This window comes from Mesonia maritima (genome assembly GCF_042433895.1).
GTDB lineage: Bacteria > Bacteroidota > Bacteroidia > Flavobacteriales > Flavobacteriaceae > Mesonia > Mesonia maritima.
This window is the reverse complement of record NZ_JBHLUA010000007.1, coordinates 1-18,271: the sequence shown is the minus strand read 5'-3', so window position 1 is coordinate 18,271 and position 18,271 is coordinate 1. Positions and strand designations below refer to the sequence as shown.

The following is an 18,271-nucleotide window of genomic DNA, read 5'->3' as shown; positions in this document are numbered from 1 at the left end:
TAAATAAGCAAAAGTTTACGAAATAGTTTATTTGTAGTGAAAACTTCCGAGTTCGCTATTTATTGTAAGTTTCTTTTCAGAAGATTCTTCTACGCGTCCAACAATTTGAGCATCAACATTAAAAGATTTTGAAATTTCAATAATTTCTTCAGCAATATTTTGGGGTACGTACAATTCCATTCTGTGCCCCATATTGAAAACTTGATACATTTCTTTCCAATCGGTTTTACTTTCTGCTTGAATTAATTTGAATAAAGGCGGAACTTCAAACATATTATCTTTAATTACGTGAAGGTTTTCTATGAAATGTAAAATTTTAGTTTGCGCGCCACCACTGCAATGAATCATACCGTGAATTTCTTTCGCTGAAAATTTTGAAAGAATTTTTTTAATAATTGGTGCGTAGGTTCTCGTAGGTGATAAAACTAATTTCCCGGCATCTAAATCGACACCTTCAATTGCTGAAGTGAGCTTTTTTGAACCCGAGTAAATAAGTTCTGAGGGAATATCGTTATCGAAACTTTCAGGATATTTTTCAGCTAAATATTTATTGAAAACATCGTGACGCGCTGATGTTAAGCCGTTACTTCCCATTCCGCCGTTATACGATGTTTCGTAACTTGCTTGCCCGGAAGATGAAAGTCCTACAATTACATCCCCAGCTTGAATATTGGCATTATCAATAACATTTTCTTTCTTAATTCGCGCGGTTACGGTAGAATCTACAATTATAGTTCTCACTAAATCTCCAACATCTGCAGTTTCACCGCCTGTGGAATGAATTTCTACACCGTGATTTTTTAATTCCTGAATAAGTTCCTCAGTTCCATTAATAATTGCTGAAATCACTTCACCGGGAACTAAATTTTTATTTCTACCAATGGTTGAAGAAAGTAAAATATTATCGGTCGCTCCTACGCAAAGCAAATCGTCAATGTTCATAATAAGCGCATCTTGCGCAATGCCTTTCCATACAGAAATATCGCCGGTTTCTTTCCAGTACATATAAGCTAAGGAAGATTTTGTTCCGGCGCCATCGGCGTGCATAATTAGGCAATAATCATCGTCATTGGTTAAATGATCTGGAATTATTTTACAAAATGCTTTTGGGAACAGTCCTTTATCTACATTTTTTATAGCGTTGTGAACGTCTTCCTTTTGTGCTGAAACTCCTCTTTTTGCGTAACGATTACTTCCTTCTTGGCTCATAATTTTCTTATAAAGCTGCAAAGTTAAGTATTAATGAAATAGCACACCAATTATTTAAAGAGCTTTCTTATTCCCAATCGGGCATACTTGCATTAGAGATAAGTAATTCTCTGGATTCTGAAGTATTTATAACATTAGAAACAAAAACTCTTTTCTCTGAAAGCGCATCGTTATTTGTGTTTACAAAAATAACTTCTGCCCCTGTCGGAGAAAATCTTGGATCTAAATCATTTGTTCCCGCCGGTTTATTTTGAGAAATATCGGTCGCGGTTTGCGATGTAAAATTATAAATAAACATATGCGAGTTCAACTGACGGTAATTAGGGTTTTCAAATCCAGATAAATCGCGTGTATATAATAATTCATCTCCATCGGTAGAAAATTCTAGACCGCCCACAGCTCCAGGTTGATTCTGTATAACTGTATTTATAATAGCTCCGTTTTGATTAATTACAAATATTTTAGCGTTATAACCATTTACATTATTGGTGATTAAAGCAATTTTCGCATCATCTTCACTCACATTACATTCGGTAATAAAACTACCATCTGAAGTTTGGTAAAGCTGAGTAGTACCGCCGCCTGAAGCGTTAATTTTATATAATTTTGTGAAATTTGGATAAACAATACTGTTTCCGTTATCTGCCCACGAAAAATCGACCTTATCTAAATTAAATCCTGCTACCGGGACATTTGAGGTTACTTGGATAATATTAGAACCATCACTATTCATTGTAAAAATATGTGTCTGCCCACCAACAGTTCTCAAAAAGGCAATTTTATTGGTTTCAATATTTTTGCGGGGTCTAAAACTATTCGTGCTAGATTCTGTTAACTGAAAAGTATTTCCTTCATCATCTACCGAATAAATTATACTATTACCATTAACAGTACGTGTAACCAATTTTCGTGCTTGAGGAACTTCTAGCGTTCTAAAAGAAAAAACTTCGCTTCTAACCTCTTCAGCTTTTCCATCTGAAGCACTAACTTGCCAAAAATATTTTCGGTTATAGCCTAAATTGTTTACTGTATAAGTTGTATCTGTAATATTCTGATATACTAAAACGTCGTCATCTATTTCGTTTCTTAATTCTAAGGTATAAATTATTTCATCCTTATCGGTATCACTCGAATTCCAAACAAACTCTATTGTGTTATCTAAATCTGTAGCATTATCTGCCGGCGAAATCGGTTGAGGAGCTTTTGGTGCTTTATTCAACACAGATTCGGGTTGCATCTCAAAAATTAAATTCACGGTATTATTAGCGGTTACCGTTGCTCCTTCAAACTCTGCAAGTAAACCGTCTTTTTGAGCTTGTACAGAATATTCTTCTACGGGAACTTCTTCTAAGCTAAATTCTCCTTTCGCATTTGTAAATACAGTAGATGTAGCGGGATTGGTAGAAATTTTTGCATTTTCTACAGGTTCATTTGAACCTTCTAAAACTACTTTCCCTGTAATGGTTCCTACTGAACTATCTTCTAAAGTGTCTTCTTGACAAGCGATAAAAGATAAGGTTAGAAAACTTATAAATAATGATAGGTATATTTTATTTTTCATTATTGATTATTTTGATTACCGCCTTGTAAAGGTATGGCTGGATTTTCTTCTAAAACTTCTTCTGATTTGGGTTCAGTTTCACTCTTAACTTCTTTAATTCTTATTTTATTTTTATTCCCGAAATGGAAACTTAAGCCTGCGCCAAAATTAAAGAAATAATCGTTGAGCTTCCCATTTACAACCTCATCTACTTCATCTGAAAAGGTTACGTTATGTTCAGCAAAGACACGCAAATCGATTTTTGGTGAAACCGCATATTTAACTCCAACCCCGTACTGAAGTTTAAAATAATTTTTTTCTAAATTGAATAAATCATCTTTCTGAATATCAAAAAGCACGCCGGGGCCTCCATATAAATAAGGACCTAATTTATCGTAAGGCAAAATGGTTATTTCGGCGTTTAAATCTGCCGTAGCAAAGGTGTTTTTTCCGATTTTGGGAATTTCAAATTCTAATAAACTTCCATTTAATCCTAATCCTAAATGAGGCGTGAATTGTCTTTTATAACTCAATCGGCCTAAGTAACTAAAGTTTTTAGCGGCATAATCTCCCATAAATCTGTTAACACCTAAATCTATGGCAAATGAATTTTTATATTTCCAATCTAAATATTCGCGATCATAAAGACGAGTCAACTGTTCTTCTTCTTTTTCTTCTTTATATTTTTTTACTAAAACAGTTCCTTCGTTTTTATCTTTAGCTTGCCATAAACCTTCATCTACTCCTTCAATAATTAAAGCCTGAACAGCTTTTTCAATTGCTTCTTTTACAGCCAACTGAACAGGTTCATTTTTAGTATAACCGGTTTCAACTTCTAACAAGCGTTGAAAATTGACATATTTAAACAGACTTGCATCAATAGCTTGCGATAAAATAGTTTTAGAAACATATACCGTTTTTAAAATTTTACCGCTAGAAGTAGAAATTGCTCTCAAATAAACCGTAATTCTATCTTGTTTGTATTGTGTAGAACCACCTACTCCAAAATAACGCGCACCAAAACCTCCTGTTAAAATATTGGTATCATAAGAAACGACTCCACCTTCTAATAAAACACCTGCATATAATAAAGGTGGTAATTGTACTTGTCCACCTTTTCCATTATTGCTATACTCTTGTCTGGTGGAACGAATTATGTTTCGTTCTTGTAAAAGATTACTTAAATTTTCTCTTTCAATAGGCGTAAACCAGCGGGAATCTTCTAAAGCCTTGATTAAAACGGAAGTCCCGCCTTGCGTTACCGCAGTACTAAAAGAACTACCATTTTCCATGGCTTTATATTGACCAGTTTGGTCTTTAAAATTGTAAACCCCTACTACAACTGGTTCTTGAGGAAGGGGTAAATTTTTTAATTTTGTTGTAAATGAAGAAACTTCTCCTGTTCTAGCATTTTGTTGAGTAATCGGTTGGTTAAAATAGGTACCGCACGAACATAGAAAAGCGCAACATATAATTGCGAAATATTTATATTTCATCTATATAATTTAATTAGCTAATATTACCTGAGTTTGCTCACCGGTAGCGGTATCTAAAATATTTACCACCAATCCTTCGAGTGAATCATATACTTCAACTTCGAGCGTCCCGAAAGAATATGTACCTTCCTGTAAACCATCTGAACCGATTTGAGAAGTTAAAAGTCCTCGAGATAATTGACTTAATAATTGCCTATTTAAATTGTTTGAGAAATTTTCTAATTCTGATGCTTGTTCTCTTGCAGTAGATTTTGCGGTAAATGAATTTTGAGCATTTGCTGAACTAAGCAACCATTGGTAATTAAACGTATCTCCCCCAAACGCCGGATTTATTGGCTTATACGTTAGTTGTTGTGAATAACTTGAAATCGCAAAAAAAACACTAACTAAAAGCAGTAATTTTTTCATAAAATCAATATTTTTTTATTGTTTCTGCATCTCTTTTTAATTGTTCAAGATACCTACTAACTCTACGGATTGAAACATCAACCATTGATTTTAAATATTCATCTTTTGGTTGAGCAAAGAATTGAAACACTAATTCATTATCTACTTTAATTTGAATTTTAGTGCTTCTTCCCAGGTTAAACTGTTCTTGAATATCAATTATTTTTTCCGAATTTATACTATTATTTCGATATGCGGAATAAAAATAGTTAAAAAAATCGTTTCCGGCTTTTGTTTTGGTGTCTTGAGTTACAATTCCTCTTAAGACAATTCCGTCTGGCTTTTCCTCTTCTTCTTCATTATCATAGCTTTTAATATCTTCATCTGAGGGTTCTTCTTCATCTTCACCATTAATCACATAACGGTCTTTTCCTAATAAATTATCTTCTAAATCATAAATTAGAAGCAAAACAATAACTTTATTATCACTATCTAAATTTATAGTGGTTTGTGATAATTCTTTAAAACCATTTGGTTCTAAAGTAAATCGCCCACTTTGTGCATTTTTAGAATGGTTTCCACCATTACTTGTTTTTATTACTGACAATTCATAACGAAGACTCTGGTTGACATCAGTTTTATTTGATGCCACGCCGACTACGTTTAAGTAATCATCATTATTTTCTATTTTCAGTTTCCCTTCCACATCTTTATTATAGTACTGAGCCATAGCAGAAACAGGGAGTAAAAAAATAATTAATAAGAGTGTTTGAAAATTTTTATAAGAATTGATTATACGCATTGGTATAGTTTATTTAAAACTTCTAACAATAACCGTTCTAGAGCTAGAACCTTGATTAACTTTAATATTATCCGTTTTACTATTTACGCCATATTGCTCATAGGTGGCATTTCCCTCTTGATTTACTTCCAGCTTTAATTGAGCAGTTGGGTCTGATATATATTGTATAGTACTATTGTTATCTCCTGTTTGAGTAATATTATCCCGGATAGATGCAGCACGAACGGCTATATCTATTCTATTATTTGCTCCATTTTGATTTAAATCTACTACTGCATCTGGAGAATCAACATTAGACTGAATTGTGTTTCCTTGCCCTATTTGTTGAATATATACCGAATTAGATGTGGCACCTTCTCCTGTTCTTGCTTGGGAAGTAGACTGGGTTGTGATTGAAGAAGAAATAAGATTTAAATTTTCATTTTTCTTATCTAAAATGTTCACATTAGAAACCTCACTAGATTCTTCTTCTTGAGAAAAAGATAGTGTGCAACCCGCTAACAAAAACAAGCCGAAAAGTATATGTTTAAAATATGAATTCATTTCTCTATTATTTAATTTTAAAAAGGGCGGGTGATGTTTTTAAACATTTACCCACCCTGCTAATATACTAAATATCTATTAGTTATTTGTATAAAACAACTATTATTGTTGCATTACTCTTGCTCTGTTTTCACCGCCATTTTGGATGATAGTACTCGACTGTAATGACCCAGAAGTATTAGTTTGGTCTAAATCAGCCCAGTTATCGTGACCGTCTTGTGTTATGTTAGACAAGTTAAACTCTCCACTTTGATAAACATCAGCTTCATTGGAGAAACCATTAGTACCTCCAGCTCCACCAACAGATTGAGTCACATTAGAGGTATTATAATCACCATCTTGAATTAATTTAGACCAGTTATAATCACCATTTTGAGAAACTGTTTCCATATTACTGGTTAATCCTGAATTATAACTAGCTGCAGTTCTTTGGTCTGTAATTGTTTTGTTATAATCACCTGTCTGAGAAATTGTAGAAGAATTCCCATTCGTATTATTAGGATCTCCGTTTTGATATATGTTAACATCGTTATTAACTCCATCTTGAGAAACACTAGCAATGTTATTATCTGCTACTTGTTTTACATAAGAAACGTTATCACTACCATTTTGAGTAATGTTTGCTAAATGATCATCATCAGCATTACTATTTCCTTGGAGTAAAGTAGAACTGTTGCTAGCACCGGTCTGCATAACATGACCTTCGTGAGATTCACCATGCTGGTCAATTAACGAGGTGTTAGTACCATCTTGATCTACAGTAGCAATATTTCCTTCGAAACTTTGTTCTACTGTACTAGAATTTGTACCAGTTTGTGTTACAGTAGCGTCATTATCTAAAGACCACTGATCTAAATCACTTGTGTTATTACCAGTTTGTGTAATTGTACCAACGTTGTTAGTACCTGCTTGATCTACATCACTTGTGTTTTGAGCGAATGCAACCATTCCGAACATTAGCGCAGCTGCGCTTAAAATAACTTTTTTCATAATTTTAAATTTTAATTAAGTTAATATTGATTGTTTTAAATAAAAGCCCATTGACTTGCTATACTTTTAATTTTTGACCGATAAAAAAAGAAACAAATCAACAGGCTTTAGAGTTTTTTATTAGTTTTGAGTAACTATTATACTATTTGTATTACCAGCTTGCGTATTTTCACTCCAATGACCATTTCCAGTTTGAGAAGTAGAAGCGGTATTAAAATCACCGGTTTGAACATCCCAAGCTTCATTATTATCTCCATTTTGAGCAATACCGCTTATATTAGTATTTCCATCTTGGTAGGTTTTAGCATAGTTATTATCTCCGAACTGAGAAGATGTAGCAGTGTTGCCATTTCCACCTAACTGGTCCTGATCAATATAATTAGAAATACCATTTGAACCACCTTGAATAGCAGTAGCAGTATGACCGTTTCCTACTTGATCTTGGTAAACTTCATTTAAAGTACCAACTGTACCAGATTGAGTAGCCGTTACTTCGTTACCATTACCATCCTGCATCTGAACTATATTGTTAAGAGCACCTAATAAACCACTTTGATCTGCATCTGCTGAATTACCATTTCCTATTTGATCTTGGTCAATATCATTACCTCCTACACCATTAAAATAGCCAACATTTTGATCTGCTGTAGCTATGTTATTATCACCAACTTGATTTTGGTAAATTTCGTTACTTAGACTTTGTTGTTGAGCAGTAGCCGTATTACCTTCTCCATTTTGAATTTGCTCCACCATTCCATTAGCTGAATGATTAAGTGATAAGAAAGAAGCTTCTCCTTGGTAAGAGTTGGCAGTGTTATTATGACCATCTTGATCTTGGAATAATTCGTTCCCATTACCAATTTGCTCACCATTAGCAATATTACCTGCAGATCCATCAGGTGAACTATCTTGCCATTGTTCAGAAACGTTATTATTTCCATCTTGAATCATAGAAACAGTATTGTTATCATACTGTTGTCTTTGGTAAGCGTCGTTGTTATCACCCTCTTGATCAATAGAAGAAGTGTTTCCTTGCGCTTGTCCATTAGTTGAGGTTAACCCTCCGACTTCTACATTAGCATTGTTATCATCTCCATCTTGCATAACTGTTGAAGTGTTCATATCTCCGTTTTGCCATACATTAGAATTGTTATCATCTCCATCTTGAGTCACTTCAGCAGAGTTATTTTCTCCACTTAAAGCACTTACATTACCAGCTTGCATCACAGTAGAGTTGTTACCAGCACCATCTTGGTCTACAATTGCATCGTTAGAAGTCCCACTCTGATCTACATCACTTGTGTTAGATCCTGTTTGGGTTATTGTAGCCTCATTTGAATCACCTAATTGGTCTAAATCACTCGTATTTTGAGCAAACGTAACCATTCCGAACATTAGCGCAGCAGCGCTTAAAATTACTTTTTTCATTGTGTTAAAATTAAATTAGATTGATTGATTTGAAATAAAGCTTATTGATTAAAAAATTATTCAGAAATTATAAAATCAATAAGCCTTTACTATATTTTTAAATAATTAGTTAGACTGTGTTACAGTAGCAGTGTTAGCTCCATTTTGAGTAATAGTACTCATATTCCCTAACATACCTGATTGATTTACAGTTGCCATGTTATCTGCAGCGATAGAACCTTGAGCTCCTTGAGTGATATTAGAAGTATTACCTTCTCCGTTTTGATCAACATAAGCTTCGTTTGATCTTCCGTTAGTACCTAAATTATCAAATGCACCAGATTGAGTTACTGTTGAAGAGTTTCCATCCCCGATTTGATTTAATTCTGAATAGTTATAATCATCCATTTGTGTTACAACTTCAGTGTTCATAACTCCAGGGTTAGCTGCAGTTTCTTGATAACTTACAGCACTGTTATTGTTACCGTCTTGAGAAATTGTAGAAGAGTTTCCTGCAGTTTGGTTAGGACCAGCAGCTTGCTCTAAACTCACAGAGTTATTATTTCCTACTTGATCAATATTTGCTACGTTATTATCCCAACGTTGTAAAACATTAGACTCGTTAGAATCTCCATTTTGATATACATCAGCTGAGTTATCTTCTGCCTCTTCGTTGTTCCCTTGTTGAATGAATGAGTCGTTCGCACTACCAATTTGTTCAGCTTTAGCGTAGTTACCATCACCTTGTTGCTGAATGTTAGAAACTTGCTGAACTGCTGCACCTCCACTAGTTTGATCTACATCAGCTTCATTATTCATACCGCTATTAGAGTTACCATTTACATCACCTAATTGGTTAACAGTAGACATATTATTACCAGTTTGATCTACTTTTGCAGTGTTGTTAGTGAATTCTTGATCAACATCACTTGTATTCATTCCAGTTTGATTAACAGTAGTACCGTTACCATTACCTGTTTGTTTTACATCGCTATTGTTTTGAGCAAATGCAACCATTCCGAACATTAGCGCAGCAGCGCTTAAAATTACTTTTTTCATGACTTTTAAGATTTAATTATTTGATTGATTGAAATTATTTTTATTTAAAATGTATTAGTTCATTTGTGTTACTGTAGCCGAATTAGCTCCTGATTGTTCAATTGAGCTTAAGTTCCCAAGCATTCCAGATTGCGAAACCACCGCAGAGTTATTCGCTTCGATTGCACCATAACTGCTTTGATTAACACCTGATATATTCAAACTACCATCTTGTGTTACATCTGAATAGTTAGAGTTTCCATCAAGACCATTGTTAGAAGCTCCGGATTGATCTACAATCGACAAGTTATTATCTCCATGTTGATCTAATAATGACTCATTGTAATTTCCACTTTGGCTTACAAACTCACCATTACTAAAAGCAAACATTGCAACACCACTAGACTGAGTAACTTGTTTACTCTTAATAGTGTTGTTGTCTCCCGATTGTGAAAGTGTAGAAAAGTTACCTTCAGTATTATTGGGTTTTGCTATTTGACGAGTTCTGATAAAATTATCATCACCCATTTGACTAATTGTAGTCGAGTTATTATCATAAGTTTGTTTAACTCTGGAAGTATTGCTTTCTCCTACTTGACTAACAATTGCAGAGTTTTGTTCAGCGTTTTGATTGGTTCCTTGCTGAATTTTTGAGAAGTTGTCACTACCCATTTGCATAGCTTTAGCGTAATTCCCATCACCCTGTTGCTGAATATCAGAAGTTTGCAATTGACCACCTTGCGAAGTTTCCTGATCTACATCTGCATCGTTATTCATTCCGCTAGCACTATTCCCACCAACATTTCCTGATTGATTAACTGTTGATTGGTTTATACCAGATTGATCTACTGTAGCGGTATTACTGGTAAATTCTTGATCAATATCGCTTGTATTATTTCCGGCTTGATTTACCGTTGCGATATTAGACTCCCCTGTTTGCTTCACGTCACTTGTATTTTGGGCAAAGACCACTGCTCCAAAAAATAACGCTGCTGCGCTCATAATTACTTTTTTCATGCTAAATAAGTATTTATTTATTTTAAAATTAGTTTTTAAAAATTATAATTTCTAAGTGGGGTTATCTTATAAATTACATCCTTAATTTGAAGCTAAATTAAACTGAGTTGGAGCTGACAAAAAGTAGATTTAACTTTTTTCGACAAAGCGGAAGAAAGAAACGATTAATTGTAATATTTTAAAGTTTCAAACACTGAAAATGTGATAGTTACAAGCCTAACAATTAGTCTTTTTTTAACTGAAAATTTCGTTAAACCCTTATAAACCCTAAGAAACTATTCTCTATTAGAATTTCTATAAAATTTTTCAAATTAAATATGTCGACAAATAGTTAATGGTCTTGATCTTTATAATCATAAAAAAAGCCTGTAGCAATGCTACAGGCTTAATTATATAATGATCTAGTAAACTTACCTAGTAAAAAGCAACTCTCTATATTTAGTTAGCGGCCACAATTCATCATCTACTAATATTTCTAATTTATCACAATGATAGCGAATGTCATCAAAAAATGGTCTTACATTATCACAATATGCAAATGCTCTATCTTCCATATTTTCTAATTTATTCGCTTCTTTTCGAGCATTAATCATCTCGGTAATCGCTTTATTTATTTTTTCAATATGGGTAGAAACATCTTCAATAATACCTAATTGTTCTGAAGCAAACTTCTTGTAAGAATCATTTCCGTAGATTTCTTTTAAACCTCGTACATTATCGATTAAAATATTTTGATAACGAATAGCGGTTGGAATCACATGATTTCTAGCTATATCTCCTAAAATTCTTCCTTCAATTTGAATATGCATTGCATACTCTTCTACTTCAATTTCGTGACGCGCTTCAATTTCAACTTTATTCATCACGCCAAGGCTTTCATAAAGCTTGATAGCTTCATCTGAAACTTTAACTTTAAGCGCTTGCGGTGTAGTTTTATTGTTGCTTAGGCCACGTTTTTTTGCTTCTTTTTCCCAAGCTTCTCCGTAACCATCACCTTCAAATCTAATTTTTTTAGACTCTTTAATATATTCTCGCAACACATTAAATATCGCATCGTCTTTCTTCATCTTCTTTTCTTTGATAAGCTGATCGACTTGCGATTTAAAGTCTTTTAATTGTTTAGCGACAATTGAATTTAAAACTGTCATTGGGTTTGCGCAGTTTGCGGTAGAACCTACAGCTCTAAACTCAAATTTATTTCCGGTGAATGCGAATGGGGAAGTTCTGTTTCGGTCAGTATTATCTAGTAAAATTTCAGGTATTTTCCCTACTACATTCAGTTTAAGCTCTGTTTTTTCCTGCGGAGAAAGTTTACCGTCGGTAACTTTTTCTAACTCATCAAGAACTTCCGTTAATTGCGAACCAATAAATACAGAAATAATTGCAGGAGGAGCTTCATTTGCACCAAGACGGTGATCGTTGGAAGCTGTTGCAATTGACGCTCTTAAAAGTTCTTCATTATCATATACCGCTTTAATGGTATTAATAAAGAAGGTTAAGAACTGAAGGTTCTTCATTGGTGTACTTCCTGGACTCAATAAATTTGTTCCCTCATTTGTCGCCAATGACCAGTTGTTATGTTTTCCACTTCCATTTACACCGGCAAACGGTTTTTCATGGAATAATACTTTAAAATGATGACGGTCCGCAACTTTATCCATTACATCCATCAATAATAAATTATGATCGACCGCTAGGTTTACTTCTTCAAAAATTGGCGCTAATTCAAATTGATTTGGCGCAACTTCATTATGACGTGTTTTTACTGGAATACCTAACAACATACATTCATTTTCCATATCACGCATAAAATTTAATACACGTGTAGGAATTGAACCAAAATAATGATCATCTAACTGCTGTCCTTTTGCAGGTGGGTGACCTAAAAGCGTTCTGCCCGCTAAAGTGATATCTGGTCTTGAAGCAGCTAATGCAGAATCAATTAAGAAATATTCTTGCTCCCAACCCAAGGTAGCATTTACTTTGGTTACTTTTTTATTAAAATATTTTACAACATCGGTTGCGGCATTATCTAGTGCTTGTAAAGAACGAAGTAAGGGCGCTTTATAATCTAGCGCTTCACCGGTATAAGAAACAAATACGGTAGGTATACAAAGAGTAGTTCCTAAAACAAATGCCGGTGATGTTGGATCCCAAGCGGTGTAACCTCTTGCTTCAAAAGTGTTTCTAATTCCTCCATTCGGAAAACTGGACGCATCTGGTTCTTGCTGAACTAAAGCGCCACCACCAAATTTTTCGATTGCGGCTCCATCTCCTACAGTTTCAAAAAATGCATCGTGTTTTTCCGCTGAAGATCCGGTTAACGGCTGAAACCAGTGTGTATAATGGGTTGCACCTTTAGAAATCGCCCATTCTTTCATTCCTGTTGAAATATGATCTGATAAATTTCTATCGATTTTAGTACCGTATTCTATAGCGTCCATTACACTTTTATACGAGTCTTTAGTTAAAAACTGACGCATAACGGGCTCATTAAATACATTTTTACTGAAAATTTCTGATCTTCGAGCTGGCTCTTTTACTTCAACAGCTTTCCTGTTTAAAGTTTCTTTCAAAGCTTGGAATCTTAATGTAGACATTTAATAAATATTTTGTGTGTTGCTTGGCAGCAAAAGTAATAATTTTAAACACACCCCCTATATTTAATTCAAAATATCTGAAAATTTTACATTTTATTAAGATGACCCCTTAATTTTTTTAAGAAACAAACGTAATCCCTACGAAAATTGAATAAGCTACAAATAAAATTAATCCTTTATATCGGGTGAAATTAAATTTTTCCGGTAATAACACTAACGGAAGTAAAACTACCGCGAAGCCTAACATCCAAAAAATATCGTTGGTTAATACGGCTTCAGATTGAAGGTTTATAGGTTGGATTATAGCGGTAATTCCCAAAACCGATGCAATGTTAAAAATGTTAGAACCAATTAAATTACCTAGCGAAAGTGCTTTTTCTTTTTTTATAGCAGCCATTACCGATGCCGCTAATTCTGGAATACTTGTCCCGATTGCGATCATAGTTACTGAAATAACCCGCTCACTAACACCTAACATTGTGGCTAAATCTACCGCGCCATCAACTAACCATTCTGAGCCGAAATACAAAGAAACACCGCCAATAATTAACCAAAGAATAATTTTGAACCAAGAGGTTTTTTGCAAATTCTCATCGACTTCCTCGGTAGCTACCTCATCATTTATACGGGCTCTTCTTATTAAGACGACTAAATAAATAACCATTGTTACTAAAAGTGCAATTCCTTCTGATCTAGAGATTTGATTTCCGCTTTTTAAGAAAGAATAGAGCATTACGGAAAACAAAAGCATTACCGGCCAGTTGAATTTATAAAAATCGCGATCTACAGCTAATTTTGTAATTAACGCGGTAACACCCAAAACCAAACCAATATTGGCAATGTTAGACCCGATTACATTTCCTAAACTGATGTCTGAAAATCCATCTAAAGCGGCTTGTAAACTTACCAACAATTCGGGTAAAGAAGTTGCAAAAGAAACCACGGTTAACCCAATTACCATTGTAGAAATATTCAGTTTTAATGATAATGCCACAGAAGAACGGACTAGAAACTCACCTCCTACTACTAATAATATAAATCCGGCTAAGATTAAAAGAATGTACATGCTTCAATTTTTTATGCGAAGATAAGTGTTTTCTTTTGTTTTAACTGGCGCCGCCAAAGGCTTTAATACTCTGAGGCTTCCCCCAAAATTTCAAGTAGATTTTCCCTAGAATACCTCTTGTGCTTCCAACGCGGTAGTTGATTGATGATACTTTTAAGGAATAATTATACGTTTTAATCTTCTTTATAGTATTAAACCTTATTCTTTTCTAACTTTTAGAAATTATTATTCCGGTAAACAAAATCTAACATAACTACATTTTTAGTTTAAAAACTATAAACATAGTTGTATAACTTATTTTTTAGTTATAAGTTTGTCATACGTTAGGGATTGAGGCATTTGTTGAAGCTCTTTTGAAATTTCTGCAATAGCAGGAATTGAAAAAAGCGACTGCCGAAAGCCCGACCTGAAAGGAAACGCCCTAAAAATTTTAAGAATATGCAAAAATTAACCGCTAAAGAAGAAGAAGTGATGCAGGCTGTATGGAAGTTGAAAAAGGCTTTTGTAAAGGAAATTTTGGCTGAAATGCCGAATAGCAAATTACATTACAATACGGTTTCTACGCTGGTGCGCAAGTTGGAGGATAAAAAATATGTTGGCTATGAGGCGTTTGGGAAAACCCATCGGTATTTTCCGATAGTTAGTAAAGAAGATTACACGAAGAGTTTTATGAAAAATGCGACGCAGAAATTTTTTGATAATTCGTATAAGAATATGGTTTCTTTTTTTGCGAAGGAAGAAAAAATAAGCGCGGATGAATTACGGGAGATTTTAAAAATTATTGAAAATAATAAGAAATAAGATGGAAAGCTTCTTTACTTACAGTTGGAAAGTTGCGCTTTTACTGAGTTTGTGGTTGATTTTTTATCGGCTTTTCTTAGCGAATAATACCTTATTTGAATATAAGCGGATTTTTTTAGCGAGCGGTTTATTAGTTAGTGTTTTGCTTCCCTTCTTTTATATTCACGAAATTGAAACGGTAGTGATGCCTACGCAAATGAATGCTGGAAATTCTACGGGGATTTCTACTTCTACTAATTTTATTACTGAGGAAGCCGAAACGATAGATTGGTTTTTATTGGTGTTTCTGGGTTATATAAGTGGCGTTATTTTTTGTTTGCTAAAGTTTTTCTTTCAATTTTATTCCTTATTAAAAATTATTTCTGGCGGAAAACGAAGTGAAAAAAATGGATTGAAATTGGTAGAAATTGAAACAGAAACTACAGCGTTTTCATTTTTACGAACAATTGTTTACAACCCTACGCAATATTCTGCTGAAGAATTAACGATTGTTTTAACGCACGAAAAAATTCACGCAAGGGAGCTTCACACGCTGGATATTTTATTGGCTGAACTTTTTATTTGTTTCCAATGGTTTAATCCGTTTGCTTGGTTTTATAAAAAAGATATTGTACAGAATTTAGAATTTTTAACTGACCAAAAAGTAATTGCTGCTGAAAATTCTAAAGAATTATATCAACTTACCTTATTAAAATCTTCTACGAAGAATGCGGTTAATTTACTCGCAAATCAATTTCATCATTCATTCATCAAAAAAAGAATATTTATGCTAAACAAAAATCGTACTACCAAATTTTCGATGCTTAAAACGTTAATTTTAATTCCGTTTTTAGCTTTATTTCTCTTTGGTTTTAATGTGAAACATTCAGTTGAATATGTTTCTGATTCTAATGAAGAAAGCCAAGTTTTATCAACTTACATTATTGCTGCAAATACTAGCGATAAAGAATTGAATTCTATTGAACGTAAAATTCAAAAAGATTTTCTTCCGGCGAAAGTTGAATTTTCAGAAATTCAAAGGAATAAAAAAGGAGAGCTTATTAATTTAAATATTAAAACTCGTTTTCATGGAAATAAAAAATTTTCGGATCATGTTTCTAAAACCACAAGTGCTTTCCCGCTTCAACTTACGGTAGAAAGCAATAGAATATCGGTTATCAATGCGACAGGACATATTTCAACAATTTCGAAAAAAGGAAGTAAAACTGGATATAAAAACTTACATAAGTTAGGTAAAAAGCCTTTATATATTATCAACGGAAAGCAATATACTTTCGACGAGCTTACCGAAAATAAATTTTCTTATCAAACTAAAGAAGGAAATTACCTTGAGTTTACTGAAATTCATCCTGCTGAAGCTATTAAAAAATATGGCGAAAAAGCAAAAGACGGAGTAATGATTGTAAATGAAACTAAATATGAAGATTCAACAAATAAAGCCAAAATAACAGAGATGAGCTTAAAATTTGATGAGGATTCCGATAAAAAAATTAAAGCCAATAAAACGAATGAAAAATCTATTGCTGAATTGGTAAATAAAAATAAAATATTAGTGCTAAATGGAATAAAAAATAAGCCTAGTGATTTTGCAAATAAATATTTGTATATCGAATCTTATACGAAAACCCCACAAGGCGAAAAGTTTATAGCCAATATAAATGGGTTGATTTTCACGAAAGAAGAATACAGTAATTATTTAGCAGATAAACAACCTGTTGAACAAGAATTCTTAAAATTTGATGAGAATGGAAAAGCCTCTTGGTTTACAATTAGCTTTAAAGTTGAAGATGAAAAATTTAAGCAGCAAAAAATAGCTGATAAAAGTAAACCTATTAATGCTAGACAAACTCCAAATGAAAATAAAACAATAGCTTCCTCATTAAGATTTGAAAATGCTAAACCTATAGTTTATATAAATGGAAAAAAATCTAATCTTAAAAAACTAAATAATTTAAATGAAGATAATATTGAAAAAGTGAATATTCTTAAAGGCGAAGAAGCTATAGAGAAATATGGAAAAAAAGCAAAATACGGTGTTATTTTAGTGACTACTAAATAACCGCATCTTATATTTTTCTTAAAATTCAAATCCTTAAAGGTTTCTCTTTTAAGGATTTTGTATTTTTAAAAGAAAATTATGGGTTTAAAAACAACGTTTTTTAAAGGGCTTTCTAAATTGAATAAATTAATTCTTCCTAATTATACTAAAAAAGGCTTAGAATTAGAGAAAGCAAGTAAATTTCAACTGGCAATAATAGGCTGGAAAGCTTGGGTTACAAAACACGCAGTAAACCCAAACCAGAAATTACTCGAGAATTAATATTCAATTAAAGAAACTATTTCTTTATCCACTAATTTTTTTCTGCCTTCTAAAAAAGACAACTCTATTAGAAAATTACATTGTATTATTTCGCCTCCTAATTTTTCTATAAGGTTACAAGCTGCTTCTGCGGTTCCTCCTGTCGCTAAAACATCGTCGTGCAATAAAACATGTTCTCCTTTTTTTAGTGCATCTTGGTGAATTTCCAATAAATCTTGTCCATACTCTAAGGAATATGATTCTTGTTCCGTTAAATAAGGTAATTTACCAGCTTTTCGAATTGGTACAAAACCGGCCTTTAAACGTTGCGCTAAAAGTGTAGCAAAAAAGAAACCGCGTGATTCTATCCCAATAACTTTATCTATCTTCTTATCTCCTAATTTCTTTTCAAACTGAAATAAACATTCTTCTACTGCGGAATAATTTTGAAGCAGCGGTGTAATGTCTTTATAGGAAATCCCTTTTTTAGGGAAATCTGGAACTACTCTAATATATTCTTCTATATTCATCTGTAAATTGAATTGAAAATTAAAGATAAGTTATTCATAAAAAATCAATACATACTTTTTAAAAAATTCTTTTGCAGAACTATAAAAAAGGAATATATTTGCACCCGCAAACGGCCTTGTGGCGCAACTGAATAGCGCACCTGATTACGGCTCAGGAGGTTCCAGGTTTGAATCCTGGCAAGGTCACAAAATATAAACGCAATTATCTTAATTTTAGATAATTGCGTTTTTTGTTATATTGAAATTCCCCTAAAAACTCCCCTAATTTCACTTCAGAATTAATTTTTTAAGAAGTTTTACATTATTTATTATCTATCTGTCTAAATAATGTTGGATCTCTGAAAATAATAGAATTCCTCGACTGATTTTAAATTATTATAATACTAAAAATAAAATTCAAAGTCTCATTTACCATTTAAAACATGTAACCAAAAAATTATAATATACTTTTTGATCCTCTTTAAATAATACAAAAACCTAAATATATCTTTCACAGGATCTAATAAAAAATAGCTAAAACTGAATTAATAAGTATAAACAGCTTAT

At 33.1% G+C, this 18,271-nt stretch carries 16 protein-coding genes and 1 tRNA gene; 4 read left to right on the top strand and 13 right to left on the bottom strand.

Translation table 11 applies throughout. From position 1 onward, the window contains the following. Positions 1-27 precede the first annotated feature (27 nt). From ACFFGL_RS05600 to ACFFGL_RS05545, 12 genes are all read right to left on the bottom strand, one after another. Positions 28-1,209: an AIR synthase related protein gene (locus tag ACFFGL_RS05600; protein WP_309727502.1), complete on the bottom strand. Its 1,182-nt coding sequence runs from the start codon at positions 1,207-1,209 to the stop codon at positions 28-30. Positions 1,210-1,276: 67 nt separating this feature from the next. Further along, positions 1,277-2,770 carry a carboxypeptidase regulatory-like domain-containing protein gene (locus ACFFGL_RS05595; protein WP_309727503.1) on the bottom strand — a complete coding sequence of 498 codons (1,494 nt, stop codon included), beginning with the start codon at positions 2,768-2,770 and terminating at the stop codon, positions 1,277-1,279. Then, positions 2,770-4,245, bottom strand: a complete 1,476-nt coding sequence (locus ACFFGL_RS05590; protein WP_309727504.1) for a CsgG/HfaB family protein — start codon at positions 4,243-4,245, stop codon at positions 2,770-2,772. The genes ACFFGL_RS05595 and ACFFGL_RS05590 overlap by 1 nt, the downstream gene beginning before the upstream one ends. A 9-nt stretch (positions 4,246-4,254) precedes the next feature. Continuing rightward, positions 4,255-4,653 carry a curli production assembly/transport component CsgF gene (locus ACFFGL_RS05585; RefSeq protein ID WP_309727505.1) on the bottom strand — a complete coding sequence of 133 codons (399 nt, stop codon included), beginning with the start codon at positions 4,651-4,653 and terminating at the stop codon, positions 4,255-4,257. Between the two features lie 4 nt (positions 4,654-4,657). Then, positions 4,658-5,434, bottom strand: a complete 777-nt coding sequence (locus ACFFGL_RS05580; RefSeq protein WP_309727506.1) for a CsgE family curli-type amyloid fiber assembly protein — start codon at positions 5,432-5,434, stop codon at positions 4,658-4,660. Between the two features lie 9 nt (positions 5,435-5,443). Further along, entirely contained in the window at positions 5,444-5,977 is a 534-nt protein-coding gene (locus ACFFGL_RS05575) for a hypothetical protein (protein ID WP_309727507.1), read from the bottom strand. Positions 5,978-6,079: 102 nt separating this feature from the next. Next, entirely contained in the window at positions 6,080-6,967 is an 888-nt protein-coding gene (locus tag ACFFGL_RS05570; protein WP_309727508.1) for a hypothetical protein, read from the bottom strand. Between the two features lie 120 nt (positions 6,968-7,087). Continuing rightward, positions 7,088-8,395, bottom strand: a complete 1,308-nt coding sequence (locus tag ACFFGL_RS05565) for a hypothetical protein (RefSeq protein ID WP_309727509.1) — start codon at positions 8,393-8,395, stop codon at positions 7,088-7,090. Positions 8,396-8,500: 105 nt separating this feature from the next. Continuing rightward, positions 8,501-9,244, bottom strand: a complete 744-nt coding sequence (locus ACFFGL_RS05560) for a hypothetical protein (protein ID WP_309727510.1) — start codon at positions 9,242-9,244, stop codon at positions 8,501-8,503. 243 nt (positions 9,245-9,487) lie between these two features. Next, positions 9,488-10,414 carry a hypothetical protein gene (locus ACFFGL_RS05555; RefSeq protein ID WP_309727511.1) on the bottom strand — a complete coding sequence of 309 codons (927 nt, stop codon included), beginning with the start codon at positions 10,412-10,414 and terminating at the stop codon, positions 9,488-9,490. 425 nt (positions 10,415-10,839) lie between these two features. Then, positions 10,840-13,029, bottom strand: coding sequence for a glutamine synthetase III family protein (locus ACFFGL_RS05550; protein WP_309727512.1), 2,190 nt, complete (start codon positions 13,027-13,029; stop codon positions 10,840-10,842). Between the two features lie 118 nt (positions 13,030-13,147). Beyond that, positions 13,148-14,095: a calcium/sodium antiporter gene (locus tag ACFFGL_RS05545; RefSeq protein WP_309727513.1), complete on the bottom strand. Its 948-nt coding sequence runs from the start codon at positions 14,093-14,095 to the stop codon at positions 13,148-13,150. 438 nt (positions 14,096-14,533) lie between these two features. Between ACFFGL_RS05545 and ACFFGL_RS05540 the strand changes: the two genes are divergently transcribed. The 3 genes from ACFFGL_RS05540 to ACFFGL_RS05530 all read left to right on the top strand — a co-directional run bounded on the left by ACFFGL_RS05540 (position 14,534) and on the right by ACFFGL_RS05530 (position 17,216). Further along, entirely contained in the window at positions 14,534-14,896 is a 363-nt protein-coding gene (locus tag ACFFGL_RS05540) for a BlaI/MecI/CopY family transcriptional regulator (RefSeq protein WP_309727514.1), read from the top strand. A 1-nt stretch (position 14,897) separates the two neighbouring features. After that, the gene (locus ACFFGL_RS05535) at positions 14,898-16,955 is read left to right on the top strand and encodes a M56 family metallopeptidase (protein ID WP_309727515.1); all 2,058 of its coding nucleotides are present in this window, start codon (positions 14,898-14,900) and stop codon (positions 16,953-16,955) included. A gap of 78 nt (positions 16,956-17,033) precedes the next feature. Next, positions 17,034-17,216: an SsrA-binding protein gene (locus tag ACFFGL_RS05530; protein ID WP_309727516.1), complete on the top strand. Its 183-nt coding sequence runs from the start codon at positions 17,034-17,036 to the stop codon at positions 17,214-17,216. On the opposite strand, the gene ACFFGL_RS05525 is transcribed toward ACFFGL_RS05530, so the two are convergent. Further along, positions 17,213-17,725, bottom strand: coding sequence for an adenine phosphoribosyltransferase (locus ACFFGL_RS05525; protein WP_309727517.1), 513 nt, complete (start codon positions 17,723-17,725; stop codon positions 17,213-17,215). The two genes, ACFFGL_RS05530 and ACFFGL_RS05525, sit on opposite strands and share 4 nt — an antisense overlap. 112 nt (positions 17,726-17,837) lie before the next feature. On the opposite strand from ACFFGL_RS05525, the gene ACFFGL_RS05520 reads away from it, so the two are divergent. Continuing rightward, a tRNA-Arg gene (locus tag ACFFGL_RS05520) sits at positions 17,838-17,911 on the top strand. Positions 17,912-18,271: the final 360 nt, after the last annotated feature.

Bases quoted from the DNA above. Each gene is read 5' to 3' on its own strand.
- ACFFGL_RS05525 (WP_309727517.1), bottom strand. From the start codon at position 17,725: ATGAATATAGAAGAATATATTAGAGTAGTTCCAGATTTCCCTAAAAAA.
- ACFFGL_RS05530 (WP_309727516.1), top strand. From the start codon at position 17,034: ATGGGTTTAAAAACAACGTTTTTTAAAGGGCTTTCTAAATTGAATAAA.
- ACFFGL_RS05585 (WP_309727505.1), bottom strand. From the start codon at position 4,653: ATGAAAAAATTACTGCTTTTAGTTAGTGTTTTTTTTGCGATTTCAAGT.
- ACFFGL_RS05575 (WP_309727507.1), bottom strand. From the start codon at position 5,977: ATGAATTCATATTTTAAACATATACTTTTCGGCTTGTTTTTGTTAGCG.
- ACFFGL_RS05550 (WP_309727512.1), bottom strand. From the start codon at position 13,029: ATGTCTACATTAAGATTCCAAGCTTTGAAAGAAACTTTAAACAGGAAA.
- ACFFGL_RS05590 (WP_309727504.1), bottom strand. From the start codon at position 4,245: ATGAAATATAAATATTTCGCAATTATATGTTGCGCTTTTCTATGTTCG.
- ACFFGL_RS05535 (WP_309727515.1), top strand. From the start codon at position 14,898: ATGGAAAGCTTCTTTACTTACAGTTGGAAAGTTGCGCTTTTACTGAGT.
- ACFFGL_RS05600 (WP_309727502.1), bottom strand. From the start codon at position 1,209: ATGAGCCAAGAAGGAAGTAATCGTTACGCAAAAAGAGGAGTTTCAGCA.
- ACFFGL_RS05545 (WP_309727513.1), bottom strand. From the start codon at position 14,095: ATGTACATTCTTTTAATCTTAGCCGGATTTATATTATTAGTAGTAGGA.
- ACFFGL_RS05540 (WP_309727514.1), top strand. From the start codon at position 14,534: ATGCAAAAATTAACCGCTAAAGAAGAAGAAGTGATGCAGGCTGTATGG.
- ACFFGL_RS05565 (WP_309727509.1), bottom strand. From the start codon at position 8,395: ATGAAAAAAGTAATTTTAAGCGCTGCTGCGCTAATGTTCGGAATGGTT.
- ACFFGL_RS05570 (WP_309727508.1), bottom strand. From the start codon at position 6,967: ATGAAAAAAGTTATTTTAAGCGCAGCTGCGCTAATGTTCGGAATGGTT.
- ACFFGL_RS05560 (WP_309727510.1), bottom strand. From the start codon at position 9,244: ATGTCTACTGTTAACCAATTAGGTGATGTAAATGGTAACTCTAATAGC.
- ACFFGL_RS05595 (WP_309727503.1), bottom strand. From the start codon at position 2,770: ATGAAAAATAAAATATACCTATCATTATTTATAAGTTTTCTAACCTTA.
- ACFFGL_RS05580 (WP_309727506.1), bottom strand. From the start codon at position 5,434: ATGCGTATAATCAATTCTTATAAAAATTTTCAAACACTCTTATTAATT.
- ACFFGL_RS05555 (WP_309727511.1), bottom strand. From the start codon at position 10,414: ATGAGCGCAGCAGCGTTATTTTTTGGAGCAGTGGTCTTTGCCCAAAAT.